Raw genomic sequence first — 25789 nt, 5'->3', positions numbered from 1 at the left:
CGCGCCCTCGGTGCGCCACTCCCGCCAGCGTCCGGCGTTCGTGCGCCGGGCCGCCTCGATCAGCGCCGGCCACCGGTCCGGTGCGGGCCACGCGTCGGCGACGACGGCGAGTCCGGCATCGGCGAGCGCCGTCGCGGTGGCGTGCTGTTCGCCGAACGGGCGGTCCGCGGGGATGAGCACGGCGGGTTTGGCGGCGGCGGCGATATCGGCGACCGCGCCCTGCCCGGCGTGCGCGACGACGACGTCCGCGTCGCACAGCAGCGGCCAGGGATCGTCCACCCAGTCACCTAAACCCGCTGTGCGCCAGCGATATTGCGGATGCTGCGCGGCGCACTCGCGGATGGTCGCGGCGGTGAACCGGCTGCCCCCGGCCCCGGCGAGCACGAGCACGGTCGGGCGGGTCGCGATCTCGCGGCGGGCGGCCGGCGGCTGCCCCGCGAAGCGGCTGACCCCGCCGACGTAATGGGTCTTGTCCGCGTACGCCCGCAACCAGGGCGGGTCGTAGCGCGCCTGCGGCCAGGTGGCGAGGAGGGCATCGGCCAGATCATGCACCAGGTTGTGCGGTGCGTCGACGCGGGTGCCGGGTAGCACCATGGCGACGACGGGAATGCCGTGCAGCCTGGCCAGCAGCGCGACCTCGACGGAGACGTCGACCACCAGGGCCGCGGGCCGTTCGGTGGCGATCCAGCTCGCGATCCGCGCCATCCGGTCGCGCAGTCCCGCATCGGTTTTGGGCACCCAGTGCAGGCGACCCGAAGCGGTGGGATCGAGCACGGCCGGAGCGGAGTCGTCCGGGGGCAGCTGCACACTGTCCGCGAACACCGGGTCCGCGACCGGCAGCGACGTGAGAGCGGTGACGGGCGTGGCGAGTTCGGCGCAGATGGTGCGCGCCCGGATCAGGTGACCCGCGCCGTGATGATGAATGTAGTAGCCGATCATGCTGCCCCCTTCCGGGTTTCGGAGTAGGTCGCGGTGGCGATGAGGCGCCGGTAGTGCTGCAGATAGTTGTCGACCATGGTGGTGATGCCGCACGCCGCCACCGCCCTGGCCCGCGCGGCGGCCCGCGAGAGTGCCGCGGCCGGTGCGACCGCGGCGGCCATGGCGTCGATGTCACCGGGCGCGACGAGGCGGCCGCACGCCGGATCCACGATCTCCGGGATTCCGCCGCGCTCGAACGCGACGACGGGGGTGCCGCAGGCGAGGGCTTCCGCGACGACCAGGCCGTACGGTTCGTCCCACAGCGGGGTGATCAGCGCGGCCGTGCACGAGCCGACCAGGCCGGCGAGCGCGGTCTGATCGAGATGACCGTGGTAGACCGTGTTTTCGTCGAGTCGCGGCGCAATGGTCTCGTGGAAGTAGCCGGCGTCGCTGATCGGGCCGGCCAGGTGCAGCCGCCGCCCGGCGCGCCGCGCGGCGGCGATCGCGAGATGCGCGCCCTTCTCGGGCGTCAGTCGCCCGAACCAGACCAGGTCGGTACCGCCGGGCCCCTGCGGCCACGCGCGCAGGTCGATCCCGTTGGCGACGACACCGACCCGGCGCACGACGTGCCGCCAGGACTGCGCGGTGTGCCTGCTGACGGCGACGAAGGCCGAACCGAGGCCCTTGCTGACGTCGAGGGCCGACTCGAGCCAGGGCGTCGGCGGGGTGTGCAGCGTGGTCAGCATCGGGACGCCCAGCGCGGGCGCCATGGCGACCGGCAGGTAGTGCAGGCTGTGATTGTGGATCACGTCGAACGAGGTGGGCCCGATGGCGCCGAGGTCGGTCATCACGGTCAGGTAGGCGTGATGGTCGGCGAGGAATTGGCGCGGCTGCATCGAGGCGTCGGCGGCTGCCGCGGTGCTCGGGCTGAAGGCGCGCACCCGCAAGGCTGCGCTCGCCGCCGTTCGATCACTGCCGTCGGCGGCGAAGAGCGTCACCCGGTGGCCGCGCGCTTGCAGAGCGCGGGCCAGATGCCACACGTGCGCTTCGAGCCCGCCGGCGAACGGTTGCCTGATCGGATGCCGGTTGGAGGCGAGTAATGCGATGGACAAACGACTTTCGTTCGTGATCATCGGGACAACGCCTGCTCGTAGATGCCGCGGTGCGCCGCCGCCAGCGCCGTACGCTCGTCCTGGCGCGCGGTCCAGTCCGCGCGCGCGGCGTGACCCTCGTACACCGCGCGCACCGCGCGGTCCAGGGCCGCGGCGTCGAAGTGGGTCTCGTCGAAACCGAAGACCGCGCATCGGCGTTGCTCGGCATAGCAGCCGCAACTCGGCGCGATGACTGCGGTACCCAGGTCGTAGCAGGCCTCCAGCCAGCCCGAATGGGTGCCGAAACGATACGGCAGCAGCGAGACCGTCAGCGACGAAAGATACTGCCACAGTTGATCGTCGGTGAAGTACTCGTGTACCCGGACCGACACACCGGGCCTGCGGCCGAAGTCCACCAGGGCCGCGCCCGCGGTCGGGTTGTACCAATGGTTTTCGGGATCGAACAGTTCGTCGTGCAGGTCGATGCGCAACCGGGCATCGGGCAGCGTCGCGATCGTCTCGGCCAGCACCTCGAGGATCGGCAGCGGATCCATGTTGGCGCGCAGGCTTTTCGCGTGCACGCCGAGCACGAACGGCCCGGTCCGGCGCGGCGCCTCGATCAGCTCGCGTTCCACCACATGCGGGTGGCTCAGTACGTGCGGCGTTCGGCCCCAGTGCCGTTCGATCTGTGCCGCCGCCGACGGGGTGAGCGTGATGATCTCGTCGGCGGCCGGGATCAGCACGTCCAGCTGTTCGCGATGCGAGCGCGGATCGGGCTGATGTGGATTACGCAGATCGTGCGCGGTGTAGACCAGCGGCTTGCCGTGCTCACGTAGCTCACCGACGATATCGGCGAGCACCCCGGTCGGTACCGAGTCGAAGCCGAAGTGCACGTGGAAGACGTCGAAGCGCCGGTGGTTGCGCCGGATCCACTGCGGATCGAGCATGACCGGTGGCCACCAGCCGCCCGGCACCGTGCGGCCGTCGGCCGGGCGCGGATCCGGTAGTCGCACAACCCCGTCGGCCCCGTCGAGCGGGGACAGGTGCCGGACGTAGACGTGCGAGGCAGGCACCGACGCGACGCGCAGTGTCGCGTTCCGTGCCTGCGTTCGCGCGTCGGCGACGGCGGTCATGCCGAGGTCCCGGCGTAGTGAACCGCCTCGAAGCCGAGCTGGACACCGATGCCGACATCGTGGTGAACGGGCGGCCTACCTGTGTCGATCTGCATGGCATTGCACCCCTTTCCAAACGATCATGTGGCTGAGTCGATGCCGATCTACCCGGGGTTTTCGCGAGCAAACCGGGATGGTCGGCGCGCGGACGCGGTGGCGCGGGCAGCTCGTTTACCGACCGGTTGCGCGGGTAGCTCTGCGATGTCCAGCGTGCAGAGTTGGAATGCCCCAGACCCCGGCATCGCGTGTCGACGGGAGGAGGTGAATCGAAATGACGACTGTGCTGCAAGACCCGGGGCCGGACGGTGCTGCCTCCGACAACTGGAACGAGGCGGACAACGCCGACGACGACGGGCACGATGATCGCCCGCGGCGCTGACCGACTCCGGTAGCGCTCCAGCCGAGTATTTGCCCGCACCGGTGCTGATTCGCCGGCACCGGTCGGGTAAGTTTGGCGGCCGGTTCACGGATTGGTTGGGGTGTTGAGAGCGCGGTTGCAAGCTTCGGTCGAATGGTGGGCAGGCTTGCGGCAACGAGGGGACCGGTCGTGGTGGGCCGCCGTGGCGGCGATCGCGGGCGGTGCCCTGGTACTGGGCTGGCGGGCGAGCAAATACGGCAGCTGGATGGTCGACGACGCGGGCATCACGTTCGCCTACGCCCGCAGTGTCGCCGCGGGTCTGGGGCCGGTGTTGCAGCCGGGCGCGCCACCCGTCGAAGGGTTCTCCAATCCCACTTGGCTTTTCGTGCTCGTGGTGGGGTCCTGGTGCGGACTCTTCGACCGCGGCAGCATCTTCGGCGTGCCCGACTACGTGCTGTACCCGAAAGCGGTTGCGCTGCTGTGCTGTGCGGGCATCCTCGCCGCCTGCTACCTCGCGGCCCGGCGGGTCTCGCGTTGGCCAGCGCTGGTCACCTTCGCGACGGGGGTGCTGCTGGCCGCGATCCCTTCGTTCGTGATCTGGTGTTTCTCCGGGCTGGAGAACTCGTTGTTCGCGTTGGCGGCGTGCGCGTTGGCGGTGCACCTGTTCCTCGCCGTGCTGGACGAGCGGTTGTGGACGCCCAGGGCGGCCGTGCTCGCCGGGGCGATAGCGGCGTTCGCGGCCTTGACCCGCCCGGACGGCCTCATCTATCTCGTTGCCTATCCGGCGATTTCGCTGCTGCTGGTGCGGCGCGCGACGTGGACCGCCGCGCTGCGCGGGACGTTCTACTCGGGGCTGGCGTTCGCGCTGCCGTTCGGGGCTTACCTGGGGTGGCGCTACAGCGAGTTCGGCAGGCTCGTCGCGAACACCGCGGTCGCGAAGAACCAGGAAATGCCCAGCGTGGGGGACCTGAGCAGGATCGGCGACCTGGTGCAGTACGCCGGCGCCCCCGCCGTCATCCTGGCGGTCGGCGTGGTCGGGCTCGCCCTGGCATCGCCGGGTAAGTGGCGGGACGGCGCCGTCGCGCTACTGGTGCCGCTGGCCCTGGCGATGGTCGCTTACTGTGTGCTGGAACCGGATTGGATGGCGCAGTTCCGCTTCGCCACCCCGGTGTGGGCGCTCGGAGCCGTCGTCTTCGCGATCTCGGCGGGCGAGCTGCTGGCGAAGCTGCACCTGTACCGCCGGGTGCTTGTCGTGCTCGCCCTCGTCGGTGCGCTGATTCCGTCGGGCGTCGCGTTCGCCGACGCGTCCGGCTCGTATCGCGCGAATTCCGATGTGCCGCTGTGCTGGATCGTCCTGCGCTTCGGGGAGGTCTTCAACGGCTACGCCGATATCCTCGAGCTCGACCAGGGGTCGTTGTTCACCCCCGACATGGGCGGCAGCTCGCTGACGTCGCGGTTGCGGCTGATCGATATGGCCGGGCTGGTCGAGGCGCGAATCGCGGACATCTACGCGGGCAAGGACCACACCGATCTCAGCGACTACATCTTCGACGAGATCAAACCCACCTTCGTGCACACGCACGGCGCCTGGATGGGCAATCAGATCACCATCGACCCGCGCATCGATCGCGACTACTACCGGATCCACCGCTCCCCGGACCCGGACCGCCCGGACGAGGACTGGGTCCGCAAAGACGCGGTGCGCGAGGAGCACCAACTGCAACAGCTCCGCGACTACGCGGGCCGGGTACTGCCACCCCTGTGGCCCGGCTTCCACGCCGCCGATTCCTGCGGCCCGGCCCTGCGTCCCGGGCAGACCCCGGGACGCTGATCGACCGGACCAAGGCGGGCGATGTCGCTCACAACGTCCGGGCGATGATCTCCTTCATGATCTCGTTGGTGCCCGCGTAGATCATCTGCACCCGGTTGTCCACCCACATGCGGGAGATCGGGTACTCGGTCATGTACCCGTAACCGCCGTGCAGTTGCAGACATTCGCTGGCGACCGACATCGCCCGCTCGGTGGTCCACCACTTGGCCATCGCGACGGTGGCGATATCGAGTTCGCCCGCAATATGTTTGACGATGCAGTCGTCGGTGAACACACGCGCGATCTTGGTCTCGGTCGCGACCTCGGCGAGCTTGAACTTGGTGTTCTGGAAGCCGAAGATGGTGCGGCCGAACGCTTCGCGCTCCTTGGTGTAACGGATCGTGTGCGCCAGCGCGGTTTCCATGCCGGCGACCGCGCCGACCGCGATGATGAGGCGTTCCTGCGGCAGCTGCTGCATCAGCTGGACGAAGCCCTGGCCTTCGGCGGTGCCCAGCAGGTTGGTCACCGGTACCCGAACGTCCTCGAAGAACAGCTCCGAGGTGTCCTGGCCTTTCTGGCCGATCTTGTCGAGCACCCGGCCGCGCCGGAACCCGGCCCGTTCGGCCTCGACGAGTACCAGGCTGACGCCCGCGGCGCCCTGTGTGGCATCGGTCTTGACCACCACGATGATGAGGTCGGCCTGCGCGCCGTTGGTGATGAAGGTCTTGGATCCGTTGACGACGTACTCGTCGCCCGCGCGGACCGCTTTGGTCTTGATGTTCTGCAGGTCCGAGCCGGTGCCGGGTTCGGTCATCGCGATCGCGCCGACCACCTCGCCGGTGGCCATTTTCGGCAACCACTGTCGTTTCTGCTCCTCGGTGCCGTAGGCGAGCAGGTAGTGCGCGACGATGCCGTTGTGCAGGCTGGCGCCCCACGCGGTGTCGAGGGCCTTGGCCTGCTCCTCGATCAGCACCGCCTCATGCGCGAAAGTGCCCCCGCCGCCGCCGTATTCCTCGGGAATGGACAGGCACAACAGGCCGAGTTCGCCCGCCTTGGTCCACAGGTCGCGGTCGACACGGTGCTGGCCGATGAACTTCTCGATGTTCGGCGTGACCTCTTTCGCGAAGAAGGCTTGGGCGAGCTCGCGCAGCGCGTCGAGGTCGTCGTTCATCCAACTCGACCGGTAGGCGGCCATCGAGTCTCCTTTGGTTCGGGCGCCGACGCTGGAATATATGTAACCAGCATTCGCGGGTACAGCATGTACCCGGCGGGGTACAGTGTGTACCACCTACGCCGTGCGGGCAAGAGTTCCTGCGCGTCGAGCTGCGCGCATTCCGATACCGTGAGACCTCGTGGCAGAACGACGCTGGACCGACACCGCCGAGGCTCGGCGCTCGACCAGCCGCGCGCCGGGCCGGGACGAGCGGCGGCGGGTCATCGTGGACGCGGCCATCGCGGCCATCGAAGAGCATGGGCCCGACGCGTTGACCGGCCAGATCGCGGATCGGGCCGGTTTGGCGCGCAGCCACGTCTACCGGCATTTCGCCAGCAAAGAAGAGCTGGATCTGGCCGTGGCCCGCCGTGCGTACGAGGATCTGAAGCGGCAGATCCGGGCGGCGCTCGAGATCGAGGGCTCGCCCTACGCGATCATCCGGGCGCCGATTGCCGAGCACATCAGCTGGGCCGATGAACACCCGAACCTGTACCGGTTCCTGCTGGAGCGCAACTATCGGCACGGCAGTGACGAGCCGCGGGTCGGCGGCAGTGCGTTCGCCGCCGAGATCTCCGCTGCCGCAACCCGTTACATGCCGGAGTTCGGTGCCGATCCACTGGCGGCCGACCGTCTGGTCGTCGCCCTGCTCGGTCTCATCGATGCCTCGGTGCGCTGGTGGCTGGTGCATCGCGGCATGAGCAGGAACGAGCTGATCGAGCAGCTCGCCACCGAAGCGTGGCTGCTGATCGACCATCGACTCCGTGGGCTCGGCATCGAGCTGAACCTGCACGCGGAGTTGCCCGACGGGGGCTGATCCCGGTCTGGGCGCTCGCGTCCGGCAGTTGTTCCGGCTCCATCGAATCTGCGCCGATCCGTTCGATCGGGTGTTAAGCTACCGATCAGCAACATTCGGTAATCTGGATTTTAGGATGTGAGTCCGATGAAGAAAATCGTTACGAGGGCGGCGCCGGGGGCGCTGCTCGCGATCCTGGCCTTCGCCGCGCCTGCGCACGCGGCACCCGTCAATGCGCAGCAAGCGCGGGATACCTGCCTCGACTATCTGTTGCAGACCATCCGGGCCATGCCTGAAGGCACCTACCTCGAGGCGGCACCCGACAGTTCGCTGCCGCCCGGGCATGTCCTGCAGACGGGTACCGGCAGCGCCTTCTTGCCGCGCGCCGAGCACTATTCGCTGGGGTACCGGTTGCTGGGCGACAGCTCGCCGGCGGTCTACGCGGGCGCCGAAGCCGCGTGGGAATCGTTCGGCTGGGAACTCGTCCGCAAACCCCCGTACCCCAACGGCGCTACCGAGACGCAGGTCCGCCCGGCCGACGGCTACCTGCTCGACGTGCTGCTCGGCGTAGGCGACGGATACACCGTCGTCACCCTCGCCTGCTCCACCACCGAACCCTTCCCCGGCGGCGGACCCGCCCCCACCCCGGTCCCGTCAACCCTCGCCCAGTAGCTCGCTCAACGGTTGCTTTCGGGGTTGACGAATCCTCGGCGCGTCAGGGTTGCTCGAAGCCCATGCCGCGCATGACGGTGGTGATGTGACTGTCCCACAGGGTGTCGGTGTCGGGGATCAGGGCGGTGAGGCTGCCGAAAATTTCGGCGGAGATGAAGCCGAGGATCGAGGCCCAGGCGTTGGACACGATGCCGGGTAGGGGAGTGTCGGGCAGTGTCTCGCCGTCCAGCAATGCGCTCATCAGTGGGCCGATCGCCAAGGGGGGCACCGCGGTTCGTTCGGGGTCGGCGGCGCCGGAGCCGACCGCGGACAGGTATGCGGCGCCTAGGGCGATAACAGTCCGGCTGGCGGCGGGCCCGGTTTCTTCGGGCAGGGCCTGGTGGCCGGGGATCGGTGTGCCGTTGATCAGGGCGAAGTCGGCCCGATTGCGCAGCGACCACTGCCGGGCGGCGTCGCAGCAGGCGCGCCACTGCGCCGCCGGTTCCGTGCCGGCGTCCTGCTGCGCGGCGATGATGGCATCGGCCATGCTGTCGTACGCGTCCACGCACAGCGCGGTGATCAGCGCCGACTGGTTGTCGAAGTAGCGGAAGATCGCCGCGGGCGACATGCGCATCGCCCGCGCGATACCGCGCAGCGAAAGACCGCCGGTGCCCTCGGTCTCGAGCTGTTGGCGGGCAAGGGATTTGATTTCGGCGATGGTCTCGGCGCGACGTTCGGCCCGCCTGGTGGCCCGGCCCGGCGTGGCGGCGGGGGTGGTGGGCATCGGTGGTCCTTTCCGAGGGTCTCGCGGCTGCTGCGGAGCAGTCTAGCGTTGCCCGTACAAGCTGATCACACTGTGAACAATGCCCACGTCGATGCGCGCCCATTGACAGCTACGCACCATTTGTGAATTATAGTAACAAAGTGATCGGCGATTACTTTGTGGTCGAAGCCGACCTTCCGTGGATCAGGAGCTGCCATGACCGCAGTGCAGACCGGCACCAGGGCGATGCTGGCGCAGGAGTATCGGGACGTCGCAGACCTGCTGCGTACCCTCACGCCGCAGGAGTGGGAAACCGAGACCCTCTGCGCCGGGTGGCGGGTTCGTGACGTCGTGGCCCATGTGCTCTATGAGGCGACCCCGCCGCTGCGGTACGTCTTCGAGATCGTCCGCAGCGGCGGGTCGATGGACCGGCTGAACGAGCTCTACATCCGTCGCGGCGCAGCCAAGACGACCGGCGAACTGCTGGCCGCGTTCGAATCGATCCACGGTCAGGGCCTGGGCGCCCGGGTCGCGCCGAGAAATGTGCTGGCGGACTTGGTGATTCATCACCAGGATATTCGCCGCCCGCTGGCGCGCCCGCGCACTGTACCGGCCGATCGCCTGCTCACTCTGCTGCGCCACCCCGACCCGTTCCTGCGACCGGGCCCGCGCATGCGGGGATTGCGTTTCGCCGCAACGGATGTCGACTGGGAGCACGGTACCGGGCCCGCGGTGACCGGTCCCGGCGAGGCCATCTTCATGGCCATCGCGGGCCGTGCCGTCGCGCTGGCGGACTTGCACGGTCCCGGTGTCGATACTCTGCGCGCGCGGCTGCGCTGACGACCGGAGGTGTGTCCGATGCCCAACTCTGCGCAACCCGGTGTGGTGGTCTATACGACCGCCTGGTGCCCGTACTGCTGGCGACTCAAACGTCAACTGCGCGGGGTCGGTGTCGTCTTCACCGAGATAGATGTCGAAAGCGACACGGCAGCAGCGGCTTACGTCTCGTCGGTGGCCGACGGGAACCGCACGGTGCCCACCGTGCTGATCGGCGAGCGGGTGCTGGTCGCGCCGGATTTCCAACGGGTGCTCGTCGCCTTGTCCGCGGCTACCGGGCACGCGGTCTGAGCCGTAGCGCCGCGGGCGCTTCGTTTTGTGGACCGCGGGGGCTCGCTCGCTTCGTTCGGCGCACTGACGCCGCGCTTCGTGTCGAGCAGGATTGACGTACGGCGCAGCGCGGACGCCTCGGCATCGAGTCCACGGTGTCGCTGCGGTTCCATGCGACGAACCGAAGCGAGGTCTACGTGATGGCTGCTTTCTCGGCAACTCGAAAGACCGCCGACCGGCGGCGCGGCGCGGACAGTTACGACGACATCGAACCGGCCCTGCTGGAATTGTCGGACCTGGATCGGGACGATCCCGACTACCCGGAGCTGCGCGCTACCGTCGTGCGCCGCTGCCTGCCGCTGGCCGATCACATCGCGCGGCGCTTCAGCGGCCGGGGCGAGACCTACGACGACCTCTATCAAATCGCGTCCGTGGGCGTTGTCCTGGCGGTCGATCGTTTCGATCCGTCCCGGGGCAGCCCGTTTCTCGCCTTTGCGGTGCCCACGATCATGGGCGAGGTGCGCCGGCATTTCCGTGACCACACCTGGGCGGTCCGGGTGCCGCGCCGGGTCAAGGAAACCCAGCAGCGGATCGGGCCGGCGGTCGAGCTGCTGTCGCACCGGCTCGGCCGCCCGCCGACAGCGATGGAACTCGCAATCGAGCTCGACCTGGATCTGACCGAGGTCACCCAGGCGCTGATCGCCACCAACTGTTACCGGACCGATTCGCTGGATCCGGCGGCGGACACCGGAAGTGACACGGGCGCTGCGGCCTTCGCCGAGAACCTCGGTGACGAGGACGGAAACTACGAACTGACCGAGAACGCCCTCGCCGTCGCGCCGTTGCTGGCGGCCTTGCCCGAGGCGGAGCGCCGCATCCTGCACATGCGCTTCTTCGAAGGGCTCACCCAGGCGCAGATCGGTCAGCAGTGCGGGGTCTCCCAGATGCAGATCTCCCGAATCCTGTCGCGCACCTTGAATGCGCTGCGCGCCGAAGCCTTGGCCGACTGAGCGCGACGGAATTTCACCCGCCGAGGTCGTGCGCGGCCAGCGCGGCTTGCCCGCCGACGATCTCGGGTACGGCCGCGCCGCACGGCTTCGACGCCGTAGTGGTCGGCGCCGGCGCCGGACCGCACAGGTATTGCGCGAGGACTGCCGCGGATTCGGTGATCGCGCCGATGTAGCCGTCGGGGCGGACGAGGACGTAGGTGCCAGGGGAGACGTCATAGCCCTCGCACGGGGACAGGGTGAGTGTCGGCACGCCGAGGTTCGGGGTGGCGGCGTCGAACGCGAGCAGGGTGTGGTGCGGCCCCTGAAGGGCGTCGAAAAGTGTTGTACCGGAGGGCAGTCGGCCGTCGGGTGCACGGTCTCCGGCGCGGAGCGTGCCGGGAGCGGCGCGGTCGTCGAGGGCGAGCGGGCCGTCGCGGTAGGAGATATCGAGCTGATGGATCGCGGGTGCGGTGCTGCCGCCGCGGAAGTCCTGCGCATGCAGCAGCGAGCTCAGCCCCAGCACCTTCGCGGCGACCGGCATCCGCTCGGCCGCATAGGTTTCCAGGAGCCAGGGGTCGGTGCCGTCGACGGCGGCCGCGAGCTTCCAGCCGAGGTTGTACGCGTCCTGTATCCCGGTGTTGAGTCCCTGGCCGCCGGCGGAGGAATGGACGTGCGCCGCGTCGCCCGCGAGGAGTACCCGCCCGGCCCGATAACGGTCGACCATGCGAACGTTCAAGCGGTACAACGATATCCAGCGCAGATCGAACAGCTCGAGATCGGTGCGGCCGGAGCGTTGTGCGCACAGCCGCCGTACCGCGTCCAATGTCAGCTCCGGGGTCGCATCGGCCGGTAGCGACACGACGAACTGGTAATAGTCGCTGCCGGGCAGGTTCCACAGCGAAAACCGTTGGCCCACATCGCCACCGCCGGTCAGGATATGGCAGTAGCGCCCGTCGAGACCGCGCACCCGGACGTCGCCGATCAGGGTGCGTTCGGATTCGACGGCGTCGCCGATGAGATCGATGCCGATCGCCTTACGGACGGTGCTGTGCCCACCGTCGGTGCCCACCAGATAGGCGGCCTCGATCGGGCCGTTCGCCGTGTGCGCGACGACGCTGTCGGCATTCTGGTCGACATCGAGGACTTCGGTATTCCACTCGACCTGCCCGCCCAGTTCGACCAAGCGGCGGTGCAGAATCTCCTCGGTCCGCCACTGCGGAATCAGCCAGGGCTCCGGGAACGGCACGGTGACCGAGGCCGAAAGCTCTGGCGTACCGAGCATTTCGGAGATGGACCGTTCCCACAGCACCTCCTGTCCCCGGTACAGGCGGAACTCGGGGAAGGGTGCACCACCGGCGAGTACGGCGTCGAGCACGCCGAGGTCGGCGCAGACCTCGAGCGTGCGCTGCTGCAAACCCTTCGCGCGCGAGCCGGGAAACACGCCCGCCGCTTTGTCTACGAGGCGGAACGGCACCTGACGGCGCGCGAGATCGCACGCCAGGGTGAGTCCGGTCGGGCCTGCTCCGACGATCAATACCGTCACCGGGTTACTCCTTCGTGCCGGAGTAGAACCAGCAGGACATCGTCGACGAGGCGGGTGATGAACGCGTCGTCGAACCCGGACCCGAGTTGGGTCTGGCGCAGCATCATCGCCTCGGCGACGTCGTGGATCAGATCGACATCGGTGTCCCCGGGCAGGTCGCCGCGGTCCATCGCGCGCCGTAGTGCGTCGTGGAAGGGCGAGAGTTCCTCGTCGTCGATGTGCTCGCGCAGCGCGGCGGCCAGGTCCGCGTCGAACTGCATGGCGGCGACCAGCCCGCCGATCATCGTCGTGTAGCGCTCGGAAGCCTTGGTACACAACGCTTCCAGCACAGCCAGCAGATCCCCGCGCAACGTACCGGTAACCGGGATGGCGGCATTGTGGTCGGCGTCGTAGGCGTCCAGTGCCGCCTTGACCAGTTCGGCCTTGCTGCGCCAGCGGCGATAGATGGTGGCCTTACTGGCATTGGCCCGCGCCGCCACCGCGTCCATGGTCAGGGCCGGATAGCCCTGTTCGGCGACCAGATCCAGCGTCGCCGCCAGGATCGCATCGACTCGTTGCTGCCCTCTGATCATGTCGCGAAGCGTACGATACTGTTTCGTACACTTCAAGGGGATTATCGCTCGATTCGAACGTGCACTCGTGTTTTACTGGCGACGCCTCAGTGCGGCGTCCACACTGAGGCGACCGGCTCCGGCCAGCACGATCGCCGCCAGGGCCAGAATCAACAGCCACTCCGAGGCGTAGAAGAAGTTGCCGAGAAAGCCGAAGGTCGTCGTCGCCTTCGCGGCGACGGCGGGCGCCACCGAGAACCAGAGCGCGCCGACCATCGTCAGGGCCAGTCCGGCGGCGGCCACCCTGGTCAGCAACCCGGCGATCAAGAGCACCCCGAGAATCAGTTCGGCCCAAGCCGTGGCGGGCGCGGCCAGGCTCGGGAACGGCACCGACCACGCCTCGAAATCGGCCCGAAACCGGTCCGGAGCGGCGATCTTTCCCCAACCGCTGTTCGCGAACATCAGCCCGACGCTGATGCGGGTCACCAACCGCCATGCATCGCCGAAACGCCCGAGTTCCATGCTTCGAAGGTACCGACCGCGAACTTCCAGCATCATCGGCCGAGCCCCGCTAGAGCTCGGCTTACGATGGATCGCATGGTTTCGGTCGAGCTAGGGTCCAGCGGCAGGGTGCTGGATCTGCATCGGCTGCACCAGTTCCTGGCCGTCGCGGAGCTGGCCGGTTTCACTGCGGCGGCGGCGGAGCTGCACCTCACCCAGCAGGCGTTGAGCAGCTCCGTGCGGCAGCTGGAGAAGCAACTGCGGGTCGAGCTGTTCGATCGAAGCGGCAGGCAACTGGTGCTCACCGACGCGGGCCGGGTGTTGCGCGACGGGGCGCGGGCGCTGCTGGCGGCGTCGGACGCGCTGTATCGCCGCACGCACGAGGCGGGGATCGCCGCGCCGCCGACCTTCGTGGTCGGGCACACCCCGGCGATCACCGCCGAGGAGGTGTACGACCTGCTGGCACCGGTGCGGACCGGCCGCCCGGACGTCTCGGTCACCGTGCGCCAGATGTACCCCGACGCGCTGGCCCAGGCCCTGCACGAGGGGACGATCGACGTCGCCCTGCGGCGGGCGGTAGCGAATCCGCCCGATCTGGCGGCCGCGGTGATCGCATACCACCAGGTTCGCGTGGCGGTCGCCCGGACGCACCGGCTGGCCGACCGGGCCGCGGTCACGGTGCACGACCTCGAGGATGAGCAGATCGTCATCTGGGCGCCGCCGGGCGCGTCGTACTACACCGATTTCATCCTCAGCACCTGCCGCCGAGCCGGTTTCGAGCCGCGGTTCGTCGTCAACCACATCCAAGGCACGCCCCCCGTGACGGCGGTGGTCGACACCGAGCACGTCGCCATCGTCACCGCGCCCGCCGGGCCCGCCCTCGGTGGCCGCGTGCAGGTGATCGAACTGAAAGCGGGGCCGGTGGCGGCGACCCAGGCGCTGTGGTTGCCGCACACCACCTCCGACGTGCGTGACCTGCTGCTCGGCGCACGGTCCGCCGAGGACTGACCGGCCACCCGTCGGGCAGCCGGTCGGTCGTCGGAGTGCTCTCGCCTCAGCGAGTGGTGTATCCGCCGTTGGCGAGAATGGTCTGTCCGGTGATCCACCAGCCGTCGCCGACCAGGAATTCCACCAGCGGGGCGATGTCCTCGATCTTGGTCAGGCTATTGCCGAGCGCCTGCGACTTGTGGAACTCCACGCGCTCCGGCGTTTCCTGCCCGTAGAAGAACGGGGTGTCCATCGGGCCGGGCGCGACGGTGTTCACCGAGATCAGGCGCGGCGCGAACTCCTTCGCCGCCGCCCGGGTGAAGTGCTCGACCGGCGCTTTACCACCCGCGTAGGTGGAGTAACCGTCGGTGAACGCCGCGAGCAGCGAGGTGACCACGGTGACGACGCGGCCGTTGTCGTTGAGACGCTTGCCCGCCTCCTTGAGAAAGAAGTAGGCCGATTTCGCGTTGATCGCGAACATCGAATCGTATTCCTGCTCGGTCGTCTCGATGATCGGTTTCCGCAACACCTTTCCGACCGTGTTCACCGCGATATCCACGCCGCCGAATGCGTCGACGGCAACCTCGAAAAGCCGCTCCACATTCGTCGGAACCGTCAGGTCCGCCTGGAACTTCACGGCCTTGGCGCCCGCGGCCTCGATCGCGGCGACGGTCTTGTCGGCGTCCGGCTCGGTGCTGTCGCTGTTGTAGTGCACGACCACATCGACACCACGCCGGCCCAGCGTGCGGCTGATCAGTCCACCCAGATTCTTCGCGCCCGCCGCGACCACAGCGGACTTGCCCTGCAAACTCTGTACCACGTTGGAGCTCCGATCTGCTCGTACTCGTCAGTCGACCCCAGCAACGCTATGGCGAATACGCGCAACGGGAAAACAGGCATTTTTGGTAGGCCCACAAGCATCATTTGTGCGTGAGTACCGAGGTGCCGAGCCGCTTTTCGACAGCATCGAAGAGATGCAGTGGGCGTGTGTTTCAGTGAGCTTCACATCACCGACGTGGATCCGGGCCGATTCGCGGGCGAATACCGCACCTCTTACGGCCGCAGCCCGCGTCAGACACTGCATTCTCGAGCGTCGGCACGGAAATGCTTGCGGCGCTGTCGATCAGCGTGCCCAGGGGGCGGTGATCGGCGGTTGCCCGGGGATGAGTCCCTGCCCGCCGACCGGAAGCACCACGACGGCTTCGAATGGTTCGGCGTGCGGGTTGGCCATGGCGAACTGCTGGTGTGCGGGCACGATGAGGGCGTCTCCGGCTGCGACGGTGTGCGTTTCACCGTCGATGGTGACGTTCATCGAGCCGGAAACGGCAACGAAGATCTCCTCGCGGTCGAGGGCGTGCGGCGGGGCGGCCGTACCCGGTTTGAGGGTGAGCCGCCAGGCGCAGTTCTCGGTGGCACCGCGGCTGGGCGCGGCCAGGCCGATGAAGCTCGCGTGCTCGTTCTCGAAGCGCGGGGCTTCGGCGGCGGTGATGATAGGCATATCGCTCCTGTGAAATATTTTGCTGGATTGGACTATTGGGCCCACGGCGGGCTGATCGGAGCGCCGCCGGGTGCTTGCGCGTACGCGCCGACAGGCAGGATCGCGACGGCCTCGAACGGTTCGTTGCCGGGGACCGAGATGCTGAATACGGTGTGCGCCGGGACGATCAACGCGTCGCCCGCGTGGAGTTCGCGCGTCGCACCGTCGATCGTGACGCTGGCCTGTCCGGACAGCGCGACGAAGATCTCTTCGCGCGACACACTGTGGGCGTGGCCGGGATTGCCCGGCTGCAGGACGAAGCGCCACACGCTGTTCTCGGTGGATCCCCGGCTCGGCGCGGCCAAGCCGACGGCGGTCATGAAGGGGGCTTCGAAGGTGGGTGCGGCGGCGGATTCGATGACTGGCATGGTGTAGCTCCGGATCTTCAACTAAGGTGTTCAACTAGAGTTGAACATATCGGCGGCGGGAGCGTCAAGGATGGATTTCGGGATCATGCTCGGACAGGCCTATCAAGGGTTCGTGCGGGAGTTGCACGCCCATCTCGCCACATTCGGCTACCACCTGACCGGTGCCTCCTACGGTTACGTGCTCCGCGCCCTGGCCGAAAGCCCGCTCACCGCAAGCCAATTGGCAGGGCAGCTGGGTATCACCGCGCAGGGCGCGGCGAAGGTGGTCGATGAGATGGTCCGGCACGGGTACGTCGAGCGCCGACCGGACCCGGCGGACAAACGCGCCAAGACCCTGCACCTGTCCGAGCGCGGCCGCGACATCCTGGGCAAGGTGCGCGAGTTCCACGCCGACTACGAGCGCCGACTGGCCGCCCGGGTCGGCCCGGAACACATCGCCACCGTCCGGGCCGTGCTCACCGAAATCATCACCGCCGCCACGGACCCCGACGCCGATCACGCTTTCCGCCCCCTCTGAACGGACTCGCGGCACGCCAAAGTCGAAACCCGCCGCGTTGCGCGCCCGGCGTGCCGTGGCACGGTAGCTTCCGTCGAGAGCGTCACTGGCGGTGAACTGCGAGAACTCGGCTCAGTCGGAGGAGGCAGTGTCATGGTGCAGACCGTTCTCGGCGTGGTCGCGAGGTCGGTGGGGGCCGCGGTCGAGGTGGCCGAGATCGTGATTCCGGACCCTGGACCCGGTGAGGCGGTGGTCCGGGTTCAGGCTTGCGGGGTGTGCCATACCGATGCGAATTACCGGGACGTGGGTGCCGCGCTGTGGACCGGGGCGGTCGATCGGGGTGACACCGTAGCGGTCATCGGTTGTGCCGGGGTCGGCAGCGCCGCGGTCGCCGGGGCCCGCATCGCCGGGGCCGAACAGATCATCGCGGTCGATACCGACCGGCGCAGGCTCGGCTGGGCACGGAAATTCGGGGCCACCCACACCGTCGACGCACGCACCGCCGAACCGGTGGCCCGCATCCGCGAACTCACCGGCGGCCACGGCGCGGACGTGGTGATCGACGCGATCGGACGGCTCGACACCTGGAAACAGGCGTTCTACAGCCGCGATACCGCGGGAACAGTCGTACTGCTCGGTGTGCCCACACCCGATATCGTGCTCGACATCCCGCTGCTCGACCTGCGGGTCGGCGGTGGAGCACTCAAATCCGTCTGGTACGGCAACTGCCTACCCTCCCGCGACTTCCCCTTCCTGGTCGCCCTGTATCGGCAGGGCCACCTCGATCTGGACGCCTTCGTCACCGAGACCATCCCGCTCGACCAGGTGGAAGCGGCGTTCCAGAAACTGCGCAACGAGGAGGTGCTGCGCTCTGTCGTAGTGCTGTGAACCTGTCCGGCAGCTACAGGTCACTCTTCACCGTTGCCCGCGGCGCACCCCGGCAATCCGCCGCAGCGCAAGCCGAAGTCGCTCGGTGCGTACACGGTGCAGATCGGAATCGTGCATGCGGTGCCAAAAGCCGATCAGCGCTGCATCCGCGGGTCCTCGGTGGGGTCGGCATACGTTGCCGGACAACCGTATTCGACGGCGTCGGGGCGCAGTTCGTAGTGCCAGGGTTCGTTGTCGTAGATCTGGCACAGCCCGTAGGCGGCGCCGTGCCGCGCCAGCCACGCCGCGCTGTCGGTGGGCCCGATGTCCACCGCGTCGCCCGAGACGTGCGCGGACGTGTCGGGAGTGGCCACCCAGCGGGCGGCTTCCTGCGCGGAGCCGTATTTCGAGACCGCTTCCCGGAGCAGCTGCTGCTGGTCCTGCGCCGAGCGCCAGCCGCTGTTGACGACGAACTCGATGCCGTCCGCCGCGGCGTCGCCGGCAGCCCGGCGCAGGGCATCGAGCAGATCGGGGTCGAGATTGGCGACCGATGGCGCTCGGTCGTCGAAGACCGTCGCGCCGGGCGAGGGCGCCGACCGGTGCGGGCCGTAGTGGTCACCGAGGGACCGAGCGGCCGAGAAGGTCAACGGCGCCAGCGAGTGGTATACGGCGACGCCCGCGATGGGCGCGCCGACGAGCAGGAGCGCGACGAGAACCCGCGATCGGGTCCGCCGGGCTGATCGATGGTGTTTCATGCCTTCAGTGAAGGCAGCGCGGTGTTGCCGGCGCGTATGTGGTTTTCGATATGCCCGCGATATGTCCCGGTTGGCAGAATCGAGAGTCTATGCGTGTATTGATCGTCGAGGACGAACCCTATTTGGCCGAAGCCATCCGCGACGGCCTGCGCTTGGCGGCGATCGCCGCCGATATCGCCGGCGACGGTGACACCGCGCTGGAGTTGCTGAGCATCAACGCTTACGACATCGCCGTGCTCGACCGGGACATCCCGGGTCCCTCGGGGGACGAGATCGCGAAACGCATCGTCGCATCGGGCACCGGTATGCCCATCCTGATGCTTACCGCCGCGGACCGGCTCGACGACAAGGCGAGCGGATTCGGCCTCGGCGCCGACGACTACCTGACCAAGCCGTTCGCGCTCCAGGAGCTCGTGCTGCGGCTGCGCGCCTTGGACCGGCGGCGCGCGCACAGCAGGCCGCCCGTGCGGGAGATCGCGGGGCTGCGGTTGGACCCGTTCCGGCGAGAGGTCTACCGTGACGGCCACTACGTCGCGCTGACCAGGAAACAGTTCGCGGTGCTCGAGGTGCTGGTCGCCGCCGAAGGCGGGGTCGTCAGCGCCGAAGAACTGCTGGAACGGGCCTGGGACGAGAACGCCGACCCGTTCACCAACGCCGTCCGCATCACCGTCTCGGCGCTGCGTAAACGCCTCGGCGAGCCGTGGCTCATCGCGACGGTGCCCGGCGTCGGCTATCGCATCGGCCCGGGCGCGGAGGGCGGGGAGCGTGGGTAGAGAGCCGGGTTTGAGCGTTCGTCTCAAACTCACCCTCAGCTACGCCGGTTTCCTCATGCTCACCGGCGTGCTGCTGCTCACGGCCCTGCTGATCTTCTACTTGTATTTCATGCCCGCCGGCTGGATCGACACCGACGGCAGCTTCTGGATCAACCGGTCGGTCCTCGTCCGTGCCTTCGCGCCGTTCGTGGTCGCCGTGCTCGGCTTTCTGCTGGTGTTCGGCCTCGCGGGCGGTTGGCTGCTCGCCGGACGGATGCTCGCCCCCTTGACCCGCATCACCGATGCCGTGCGGCTGGCCGCCGACGCGTCGCTGTCGCACCGGATCCGGCTGCCGGGCCGCCAGGACGAATTCCGGGAACTCGCTGACGCTTTCGACACGATGCTGGCCCGGCTGGAAGCGCACGTCGCCGAACAGCAGCGGTTCGCCGCGAACGCCTCACACGAACTACGCACCCCGCTCGCGATCACGCAGACGCTGCTCGACGTGGCCCGCACCGACCGCGGCCGCGACACCGGCGAACTGGTCGATCGCCTGCACACCGTCAACGCCCGAGCCATCGACCTCACCGAAGCCCTGCTGCTGCTCAGCCGCGCGGACCGACGGTCGTTCACGCGCGAACACGTCGATCTGTCGCTGCTCGCCGAGGAAGCCGCCGAAACGCTGCTCGCCCTTGCCGAACAGCACGGTGTCACGCTGGAGACCTCGGGCGAGGTGACCCCCGTCCTCGGATCGCACGCGCTGCTGCTGCAGCTGACGACGAACCTCGTGCACAACGCCATCGTGCACAACCTGCCCGACCACGGCGTCGCATGGATCACCACGTACGCGCAGCCCGGCGCGGTGGTGCTCGCCGTCGAGAACACGGGTGAAAAGCTCAGCCCGCACATGGTTTCCACGCTGACCGAGCCTTTTCAACGCGGCACCCAACGCGTGCGCACGCATCACTCCGGTGTCGGGCTCGGCCTGGCCATCGTCCACAGCATCACCCAGGCCCACCACGGAACCCTCACCCTCACACCACGTCTCGACGGCGGGCTGATCGTGACGGTGCGGCTCCCTGTCACCGGCCCCGACGGGCACCGCGGCGTCTAGCGGTGCTTACCAGCGCACCGCGCCCGCCTTCAATCTGCGCAGGCTGCGGCTGAGCACCGGGGTGTCCCACAGGCTCGGTGGGGTGCGCTCGGGATCCATCAACTCGTTCTCGGCGAGCGGACTGTCTTCGTTCGCCACGGTTTCCGGTTCGAACCGCACCAGGGTGCGGCCGGAGCCGCGTAGCGTCTCGACGGTGCGCAGCAGGGACGAGGTCTCGGCGAGGGCGGCGTCGAACTTCGCGGGCTCGGCGTCGAGATGTTCGCAGATCAGCTGGCGCCGGATCCCGAGGATGGTTTCCCGCAGCGCCGGGCCGTCCGCGGTGCCGGGGGTGACCTCGACCGCCAGATCGCATTCGGTGTCGAAGCCCATGGACCGGTTGTTGAGGTTCGACGAGCCCACGCGCAGCAGCCGGTCGTCCATCACGAGCACCTTGGCGTGCACGTAGATCGGCGCACCGGCCGCGGTCACCGGGTAGTAGACGCCCAACCGGTTTTCGGTGTCGGCTGCCCACAACAGGTGCAGTAGGCGGCGGCGCGCCCCGTCCATGGTCTGCTGTTCGAGCCAGCCGTCCGCGTGCCGCGGCAGCACCAGCACGATCTCCGGACCGCCCGGCTCGCGCAGCCGCGCGGCGAGCGCCTCGGCCAGGGTGCGCGACGCGAGGTACTGGCTTTCGATGTACAGCGAGCGGGTCGCGCCCGCGATCGCCGCCAGATACAGCGCCTCGATCTCGCGCACCTCGGCGCGGTCGGCGAGTTCGGGCAGCGTCCGCGCGACGCCCACGTCCACCGAGCGCATGGTCGGCTCGAGTCCGTCCGGCCACGGTGTCTGCCCGGCGATCTCGTCGACGGGGGCCAGTTGCACGCCCGTCGCCGCCTTCCAGCGAGCTCGGGCCAGATCGCCGATCGCCTTGGCCGCGTCGCCGTCGACGGCGGTGGTCGCGTCGTGCCACGGTCCGTAGCGGTGGCCGTTCGGCTCGGTGCGGTAGTGGTTGTCGTCCTGGTGGTCGCTGGTGTCCCAGCGATCGACGGTCATATCGATGCCGCCGCAGAACGCGAGCGCGTCGTCGATCACCACGATCTTCTGATGATGGGCCGAGCCGATCGGGTGCGCCCCGTCCATCTCCAGATGCAACCGGCGATCGGTCAGCCAGTTGACGACGAAGATCGGCGTCATGCCGCGCCCGATCGCCGCGAACGCGCCGACATTCCATTTCAGCAGGTAGATATCGAGATCCGGCCGCTGTTTCGGCAGCCAGGACAGGAACTTGCCCAGCCGGTTCGGTCCCTCGAGGGTCTGCTCGCGCGGCTCGAACTTGATCCGGGTGTCGAAGTCCCAGCCGATCAGCACGATGCGCTTGCGGGCCTGCAACATCGCGGACTTGGCGTGCCGGAAATAGTCGGCCGCGTCGACGATGCACGCCAGCCGGTCGGCACGCGCGATCTGCCAGCAGGTTTCGCCGGGGGTGAGGATTTGACGCTCGTCGCCCATGGGTAGTCGCTTCTCCGTCCGGCCGTGCAAGATGGACGTTTCACATTACTGCCCGACGGCTGAGCGGAAGCTCCCGCTCCGTCAGTCGTCGAAGATGGCTACGGCTCGGGTCCAGCCTGCGGAGGCGGCGTGGATCTTGACGGGGAAGCAGGAGATCTGGAAGCCGTTGGGCGGCAAAGATTCCAGGTTGTGCAGCTTCTCCAAGTGGCAGTAGCCGATGGTGCGGCCGGCGCGGTGGCCCTCCCAGATGACGGCGGGATCGTGGTCGCGGGCGTAGCGGGCGGCGGTGTGCACGAACGGGGCATCCCAGCTCCAGGCGTCGGTGCCGGTGAGGCGCACGCCCTGGTTCAGCAGATAGAGGGTGGCGTCGCGGCCCATCCCGCAGCCCGAAGAGACGTAATCGGCACTGCCGTAGCGGGTTCCGGCGGAGGTGTTGACGACGACGATGTCGAGCGGGCGCAGGTGGTGGCCGATGCGGCGCAATTCGGCGGCGACATCGTCGGCGGTCACGACGTAGCCGTCCGCGAAATGCCGGAAGTCCAGTTTCACCGCGGGTTGCAGGCACCAGTCCAGCGGCACCTCGTCGATGGTGATGGCGCGTGCGCAGCCGTCCATGGTGGCCGAATAGTGGTACGGCGCATCGAGATGCGTGCCGTTGTGCGTGCTGATGCGGACCCGTTCGATGGCCCAGCCCTCGCCGTCGGGTAGGTCGGCCCGGGTCGCGCCGGGAAAGAAGCTGAGCATGTCCGCGGCCGTATCCGCATGGGTGTAGTAGTCGATCTCGGGCAGATGCCCGGGTGGGTCCGAGGCGATACCCGCCTGCAACGGCACAGAGATGTCCACCAATCGGCGCACGATCGGCCCTCCTCGTCTAGAACCGGCCCCAGGGGACATTCTGCCGCCAGTCCGGAGGATCAGCCGGGTATCGGCACATCACTCGACCGCCGGTGACCGGTCGAAGACGCGGGCCATCTGCTCCGATGATTTGAGCCCGGAGCCGGTGAGCACGACGACGGTGGTCTCGTCGGCGGCGATGAGGCCTGCGGCGAGAAAGTGATCCAGCGCGGCGACGGCGACGCAGCTGGTGGGTTCGGCGTAGAGCCCACGTGCCGCGAGCTTGCGCACCGCGGCCCGGATCGCCGAATCGGGAACGGCGTGGGCGGCGCCGCCGGACCGGCGGATCGCCGCGACTGCCTCGGGCAACCGGACCGGGTCGGCGATGGCGGCGCCCTCGGCGATCGTGGGTTCGCGCGGTCCACGGTCGGCCGGGTCGAGACCGTTGCAGGTGTCGGCGATGGTGGCCCAGTGTTCGGGCTGGCCGATCAGCAGTCGCGGCAGGCGTGCGATCCGCCCCGCCGCGAGCAATTCGCCGAACGCGATATCGCAGCCGAGCACGTTGCTGCCGGCGCCGGCGACGAGCACGACATTGTCCGGTGCGCGGAACCCGAGGTCCTCCCACATCTCGTAGGCGACGGTCTTGGTGCCCTGCAGGAAGAACGGATGCCAGTTGTGGCTGGCGTAGGTGCGCTGCGCGGACTGGCGGATCGCCGCGGCCGCCACCTCGTCGCGGGTGCCCGCCACGAGTTCGATCTCGGCGCCATAGGCCTTGGCCTGCAGTATCTTCGCGGCCGAGGTCAGCTCGGGCACGAGGATCTTGGCGTCGAGTCCGGCGACCGCGCAGTAGGCGGCGACTGCGGAACCGCCGTTGCCGGAACTGTCCTCGAGGACTTTCGTGACGCCCTGACCGGCCAGATGCGACATCATCACCGCGACTCCCCGGTCCTTGAAACTCGAAGTGGGATTGAACCATTCGAGTTTGAAGTGCACCCGCCGGCCCTCCCAGTCGAGCGGCACCATCGGCGTCGCACCCTCCCCGAGGCTGATCCGATGCCGCGCCGGAACCGGGATCACCGCCTGATACCGCCACAGCGAGCGCTCAGCCGTCACGATCTGCTCAGGGGCGATACCCGGCATGGGGCTGACGGCCAGGGGAGTGCCGTCGTCACCGCGCCAGCGCGGGCTCGAGATCTCGTAGCGGCGACCCGAACGGTCGTAGAGGAACGGTTCGGCAGAAGGATTCACCTGTCCTTTCTAGCGCTCGGCAGACCCGGTTCGCCGCGTAGGTGTCCGGATCTGTGGGGTACGTGTCCTTGTGGACATCGTGACGCTGTTCGAGACTGAAACCATGACCTCGAAAGCCGATGTGGTGGTGGCGGTGACGGACGGCGTGCTGCTGCTGGATGTCGCGGGCCCCGTTCAGGTGCTGCACTGGGCCGGGCACGACGTCCGGTTCGCCTCACCCGACGGCCGCGACGTGTGCAGCGATGTCGGTGTGCCGCTCTCGGTTTCGGGTGCCCTCGGCGAATTCGCCGACCGGATCGACACGCTGCTGGTACCCGGTTACGCGCCGGAGGACGGCACCGGGCCCGTGCTCGCCGACGCGGTGCGCGACGCCGCGCGCGGCGCCCGCCGAGTCGCCTCGGTGTGTACCGGAGCCCTGGTGCTCGCCGCCGCGGGATTGCTCGACGGACGCCGTGCGACGACCCACTGGCTGGCCTGTGCGCAACTGGCGCAACGGTTTCCGCGGGTGCGGGTCGATCCCGACGCCATCTACGTCCGCGACGGGCGGGTCCTCACCTCGGCGGGAGTCACGGCCGGTATCGACCTCGCCTTGGCGCTGGTGGAAGAGGACCACGGTGTCGAGCGGGCGCGCGCGCTCGCCAAACACCTGGTGGTCTATCTCCGCCGCCCTGGCGGCCAGGCGCAGTTCAGCATGCGCTCCAGCCTCGGGCTCCCGCGTACCGCCGCCCTGCGCGAGGTCATGCATGCCGTTGTCGAAAACCCTTCCGCCGAACACGGACTCGCCACGTTGGCGCGTCGCGCCGCGCTGAGCGAGCGGCACCTGGGCAGGCTCTTCCGGCAGGAAATAGGCGTCACCCCGGCGCAATACGTCAAACAGGTACGGCTCGACACCGCCCGCTCGTTACTCGAATCGACCGATGAGCCGATCGCCACCGTCGCCCGGCGTAGCGGATTCGGGTCGGAGGAGACCATGCGCCGCACCTTCGCCGAGGAACTCGGCACCGCGCCGAGCGAGTACCGAGGACGATTCCGCGCCATGCCCTGAACGGCTTCGTTCACGCCGAATGTCGCTGTGCGCCACGTTATCGGCGCACAGATGTGCCCCGCACCCCCGAGGAGTTCTGTCATGTCCATATCACGCCGTACCGCGCTCACCGCCGGTGTCGCGGGCACCGCCGCGCTCGCACTGGCCGCAACCGCTGCGGCGCAGCCGTATTCGCTGACTCTGCCCTCGACGCCACTGGCGGGCGAGGCGACCGCGCTGATCGATCGAGTCCTCTCCCCGGCGTTGCGCAACCACAGTGTGCGTGGGTTCCTGTTCGGCCGAGCCATGGCACACGCGGAGGGGTTGCGACCGGGGGAGGACTACGACGAGGAGGCGATGTATCTGATCTGTGCGCTGCACGACCTGGGGCTCGCCGAAAACGCCGGAGGGGACCAGCGATTCGAGATCGACGGCGCGGACGACGCGGTGTGGTTCCTGGAACAGCACGGCATGAGCGACGCCCGAGCGGACGTGATCTGGGACGCCATCGCCGCGCATACCGTCGGGTTCAGCGCCTCGCCCGTCTACCGCAGGCGCAGGCCGGCGGAGACCTGGATCGCGGTGGACGGCATCGGGTTGGATGTCGGCGGTTCGCCCGCCGCTCTGCCGCCCGGTTACGCCGACCTGGTGCATGCGGCGTACCCGCGACTCGGCGGTACCCGTGTGCTCACCGACGCGATCTGCGCCCAGGGTGTCGCGAATCCGCAGAAGGCGCCGCCGGGCAGCCTGGCCGGGGAGCTCCTGCGGCTGCGCCGCCCGGACATCCCGCGGCCGACCTGGGACGATTTCATGTCGATGAGCGAGTGGGGCGACTGATCGCCGGAGGATCCGGGTCAGG

General features: G+C 68.5%; 28 protein-coding genes. 13 read left to right on the top strand and 15 right to left on the bottom strand.

What is annotated here, in order from left to right; genetic code table 11:
• The 3 genes from TY25_RS24220 to TY25_RS24210 all read right to left on the bottom strand — a co-directional run.
• Nucleotides 1-939: glycosyltransferase (locus tag TY25_RS24220; RefSeq protein WP_042259455.1), on the bottom strand; the 939-nt coding region annotated here is incomplete at its 3' end.
• Nucleotides 936-2051, bottom strand: coding sequence for a glycosyltransferase (locus tag TY25_RS24215; protein WP_042259453.1), 1116 nt, complete (start codon nucleotides 2049-2051; stop codon nucleotides 936-938). The genes TY25_RS24215 and TY25_RS24220, both read right to left, overlap by 4 nt.
• Entirely contained in the window at nucleotides 2048-3142 is a 1095-nt protein-coding gene (locus tag TY25_RS24210) for a glycosyltransferase (protein ID WP_042259451.1), read from the bottom strand. The genes TY25_RS24215 and TY25_RS24210 overlap by 4 nt, the downstream gene beginning before the upstream one ends.
• Nucleotides 3143-3705: 563 nt before the next feature.
• On the opposite strand from TY25_RS24210, the gene TY25_RS24205 reads away from it, so the two are divergent.
• A complete protein-coding gene (locus TY25_RS24205; protein ID WP_226887397.1) occupies nucleotides 3706-5370 on the top strand; it encodes a hypothetical protein in 1665 nt (554 codons plus the stop codon).
• A 28-nt stretch (nucleotides 5371-5398) separates the two neighbouring features.
• Here the strand turns inward: TY25_RS24205 and TY25_RS24200 are convergent, their stop codons facing one another.
• Nucleotides 5399-6544, bottom strand: coding sequence for an acyl-CoA dehydrogenase family protein (locus tag TY25_RS24200; protein WP_042259449.1), 1146 nt, complete (start codon nucleotides 6542-6544; stop codon nucleotides 5399-5401).
• A gap of 157 nt (nucleotides 6545-6701) precedes the next feature.
• Here TY25_RS24200 and TY25_RS24195 point away from each other — a divergent pair, with 157 nt between their 5' ends.
• Both TY25_RS24195 and TY25_RS24190 read left to right on the top strand, forming a co-directional pair.
• Nucleotides 6702-7376, top strand: coding sequence for a TetR/AcrR family transcriptional regulator (locus tag TY25_RS24195; protein ID WP_042259448.1), 675 nt, complete (start codon nucleotides 6702-6704; stop codon nucleotides 7374-7376).
• A gap of 126 nt (nucleotides 7377-7502) precedes the next feature.
• Nucleotides 7503-8027: a hypothetical protein gene (locus tag TY25_RS24190; protein ID WP_042259447.1), complete on the top strand. Its 525-nt coding sequence runs from the start codon at nucleotides 7503-7505 to the stop codon at nucleotides 8025-8027.
• Nucleotides 8028-8070: 43 nt separating this feature from the next.
• On the opposite strand, the gene TY25_RS24185 is transcribed toward TY25_RS24190, so the two are convergent.
• On the bottom strand, nucleotides 8071-8790 hold the full coding sequence (locus TY25_RS24185) for a TetR/AcrR family transcriptional regulator (RefSeq protein ID WP_042259446.1): 720 nt from the start codon (nucleotides 8788-8790) through the stop codon (nucleotides 8071-8073).
• A 195-nt stretch (nucleotides 8791-8985) separates the two neighbouring features.
• Between TY25_RS24185 and TY25_RS24180 the strand changes: the two genes are divergently transcribed.
• The 3 genes from TY25_RS24180 to TY25_RS24170 all read left to right on the top strand — a co-directional run bounded on the left by TY25_RS24180 (nucleotide 8986) and on the right by TY25_RS24170 (nucleotide 10886).
• Nucleotides 8986-9609 carry a maleylpyruvate isomerase family mycothiol-dependent enzyme gene (locus TY25_RS24180; protein WP_042259445.1) on the top strand — a complete coding sequence of 208 codons (624 nt, stop codon included), beginning with the start codon at nucleotides 8986-8988 and terminating at the stop codon, nucleotides 9607-9609.
• Nucleotides 9610-9627: 18 nt separating this feature from the next.
• On the top strand, nucleotides 9628-9897 hold the full coding sequence (locus TY25_RS24175; RefSeq protein WP_042259531.1) for a glutaredoxin family protein: 270 nt from the start codon (nucleotides 9628-9630) through the stop codon (nucleotides 9895-9897).
• Nucleotides 9898-10076: 179 nt separating this feature from the next.
• Nucleotides 10077-10886: a SigB/SigF/SigG family RNA polymerase sigma factor gene (locus tag TY25_RS24170; protein ID WP_042259529.1), complete on the top strand. Its 810-nt coding sequence runs from the start codon at nucleotides 10077-10079 to the stop codon at nucleotides 10884-10886.
• 13 nt (nucleotides 10887-10899) lie between these two features.
• On the opposite strand, the gene TY25_RS24165 is transcribed toward TY25_RS24170, so the two are convergent.
• The 3 genes from TY25_RS24165 to TY25_RS24155 all read right to left on the bottom strand — a co-directional run bounded on the left by TY25_RS24165 (nucleotide 10900) and on the right by TY25_RS24155 (nucleotide 13481).
• On the bottom strand, nucleotides 10900-12408 hold the full coding sequence (locus TY25_RS24165) for an FAD-dependent monooxygenase (RefSeq protein WP_088606894.1): 1509 nt from the start codon (nucleotides 12406-12408) through the stop codon (nucleotides 10900-10902).
• Nucleotides 12405-12980: a TetR/AcrR family transcriptional regulator gene (locus TY25_RS24160; protein ID WP_042259444.1), complete on the bottom strand. Its 576-nt coding sequence runs from the start codon at nucleotides 12978-12980 to the stop codon at nucleotides 12405-12407. Before TY25_RS24160 ends, TY25_RS24165 begins: the two co-directional genes overlap by 4 nt.
• A gap of 72 nt (nucleotides 12981-13052) precedes the next feature.
• The gene (locus TY25_RS24155) at nucleotides 13053-13481 is read right to left on the bottom strand and encodes a DoxX family protein (protein WP_042259443.1); all 429 of its coding nucleotides are present in this window, start codon (nucleotides 13479-13481) and stop codon (nucleotides 13053-13055) included.
• A gap of 75 nt (nucleotides 13482-13556) precedes the next feature.
• On the opposite strand from TY25_RS24155, the gene TY25_RS24150 reads away from it, so the two are divergent.
• Nucleotides 13557-14468, top strand: coding sequence for a LysR family transcriptional regulator (locus TY25_RS24150; RefSeq protein WP_042259525.1), 912 nt, complete (start codon nucleotides 13557-13559; stop codon nucleotides 14466-14468).
• A gap of 46 nt (nucleotides 14469-14514) precedes the next feature.
• Here the strand turns inward: TY25_RS24150 and TY25_RS24145 are convergent, their stop codons facing one another.
• The 3 genes from TY25_RS24145 to TY25_RS24135 all read right to left on the bottom strand — a co-directional run bounded on the left by TY25_RS24145 (nucleotide 14515) and on the right by TY25_RS24135 (nucleotide 16352).
• Nucleotides 14515-15267 (bottom strand): SDR family oxidoreductase, encoded by a 753-nt coding sequence (locus TY25_RS24145; protein ID WP_042259442.1) that lies wholly within the window; start codon nucleotides 15265-15267, stop codon nucleotides 14515-14517.
• 303 nt (nucleotides 15268-15570) lie between these two features.
• Nucleotides 15571-15945: a cupin domain-containing protein gene (locus TY25_RS24140; RefSeq protein ID WP_042259441.1), complete on the bottom strand. Its 375-nt coding sequence runs from the start codon at nucleotides 15943-15945 to the stop codon at nucleotides 15571-15573.
• A gap of 32 nt (nucleotides 15946-15977) precedes the next feature.
• Complete coding sequence (locus TY25_RS24135) at nucleotides 15978-16352, bottom strand: cupin domain-containing protein (RefSeq protein WP_042259522.1); 375 nt, start codon at nucleotides 16350-16352, stop codon at nucleotides 15978-15980.
• A gap of 70 nt (nucleotides 16353-16422) precedes the next feature.
• Between TY25_RS24135 and TY25_RS24130 the strand changes: the two genes are divergently transcribed.
• Nucleotides 16423-16869, top strand: a complete 447-nt coding sequence (locus TY25_RS24130; RefSeq protein WP_042259440.1) for a MarR family winged helix-turn-helix transcriptional regulator — start codon at nucleotides 16423-16425, stop codon at nucleotides 16867-16869.
• 132 nt (nucleotides 16870-17001) lie between these two features.
• Nucleotides 17002-17736 (top strand): zinc-binding dehydrogenase, encoded by a 735-nt coding sequence (locus TY25_RS24125; RefSeq protein ID WP_042259439.1) that lies wholly within the window; start codon nucleotides 17002-17004, stop codon nucleotides 17734-17736.
• Between the two features lie 134 nt (nucleotides 17737-17870).
• On the opposite strand, the gene TY25_RS24120 is transcribed toward TY25_RS24125, so the two are convergent.
• Complete coding sequence (locus tag TY25_RS24120) at nucleotides 17871-18470, bottom strand: M15 family metallopeptidase (protein WP_042259438.1); 600 nt, start codon at nucleotides 18468-18470, stop codon at nucleotides 17871-17873.
• A gap of 89 nt (nucleotides 18471-18559) precedes the next feature.
• On the opposite strand from TY25_RS24120, the gene TY25_RS24115 reads away from it, so the two are divergent.
• Both TY25_RS24115 and TY25_RS24110 read left to right on the top strand, forming a co-directional pair.
• On the top strand, nucleotides 18560-19243 hold the full coding sequence (locus TY25_RS24115) for a response regulator transcription factor (protein ID WP_042259437.1): 684 nt from the start codon (nucleotides 18560-18562) through the stop codon (nucleotides 19241-19243).
• A gap of 10 nt (nucleotides 19244-19253) precedes the next feature.
• The gene (locus tag TY25_RS24110) at nucleotides 19254-20336 is read left to right on the top strand and encodes a sensor histidine kinase (protein WP_042259520.1); all 1083 of its coding nucleotides are present in this window, start codon (nucleotides 19254-19256) and stop codon (nucleotides 20334-20336) included.
• 6 nt (nucleotides 20337-20342) lie between these two features.
• On the opposite strand, the gene TY25_RS24105 is transcribed toward TY25_RS24110, so the two are convergent.
• The 3 genes from TY25_RS24105 to TY25_RS24095 form a co-directional block, all read right to left on the bottom strand.
• Entirely contained in the window at nucleotides 20343-21824 is a 1482-nt protein-coding gene (locus TY25_RS24105) for a phospholipase D-like domain-containing protein (protein WP_042259436.1), read from the bottom strand.
• Nucleotides 21825-21905: 81 nt separating this feature from the next.
• Nucleotides 21906-22679: a cyclase family protein gene (locus TY25_RS24100; protein WP_042259433.1), complete on the bottom strand. Its 774-nt coding sequence runs from the start codon at nucleotides 22677-22679 to the stop codon at nucleotides 21906-21908.
• 78 nt (nucleotides 22680-22757) lie between these two features.
• Nucleotides 22758-23906, bottom strand: coding sequence for a threonine synthase (locus TY25_RS24095; RefSeq protein WP_042259431.1), 1149 nt, complete (start codon nucleotides 23904-23906; stop codon nucleotides 22758-22760).
• Nucleotides 23907-24009: 103 nt separating this feature from the next.
• Between TY25_RS24095 and TY25_RS24090 the strand changes: the two genes are divergently transcribed.
• Nucleotides 24010-24951, top strand: a complete 942-nt coding sequence (locus tag TY25_RS24090) for a GlxA family transcriptional regulator (RefSeq protein WP_042259518.1) — start codon at nucleotides 24010-24012, stop codon at nucleotides 24949-24951.
• An 81-nt stretch (nucleotides 24952-25032) separates the two neighbouring features.
• Nucleotides 25033-25767, top strand: a complete 735-nt coding sequence (locus TY25_RS24085) for an HD domain-containing protein (protein ID WP_052383159.1) — start codon at nucleotides 25033-25035, stop codon at nucleotides 25765-25767.
• Nucleotides 25768-25789: the final 22 nt, after the last annotated feature.

The sequence above is a fragment of the Nocardia brasiliensis NBRC 14402 genome (assembly GCF_000308475.2).
Taxonomy (GTDB): domain Bacteria; phylum Actinomycetota; class Actinomycetes; order Mycobacteriales; family Mycobacteriaceae; genus Nocardia; species Nocardia brasiliensis.
The sequence above is the reverse complement of the archived record's forward strand: the minus strand, read 5'-3'. Positions and strand labels throughout refer to the sequence as shown.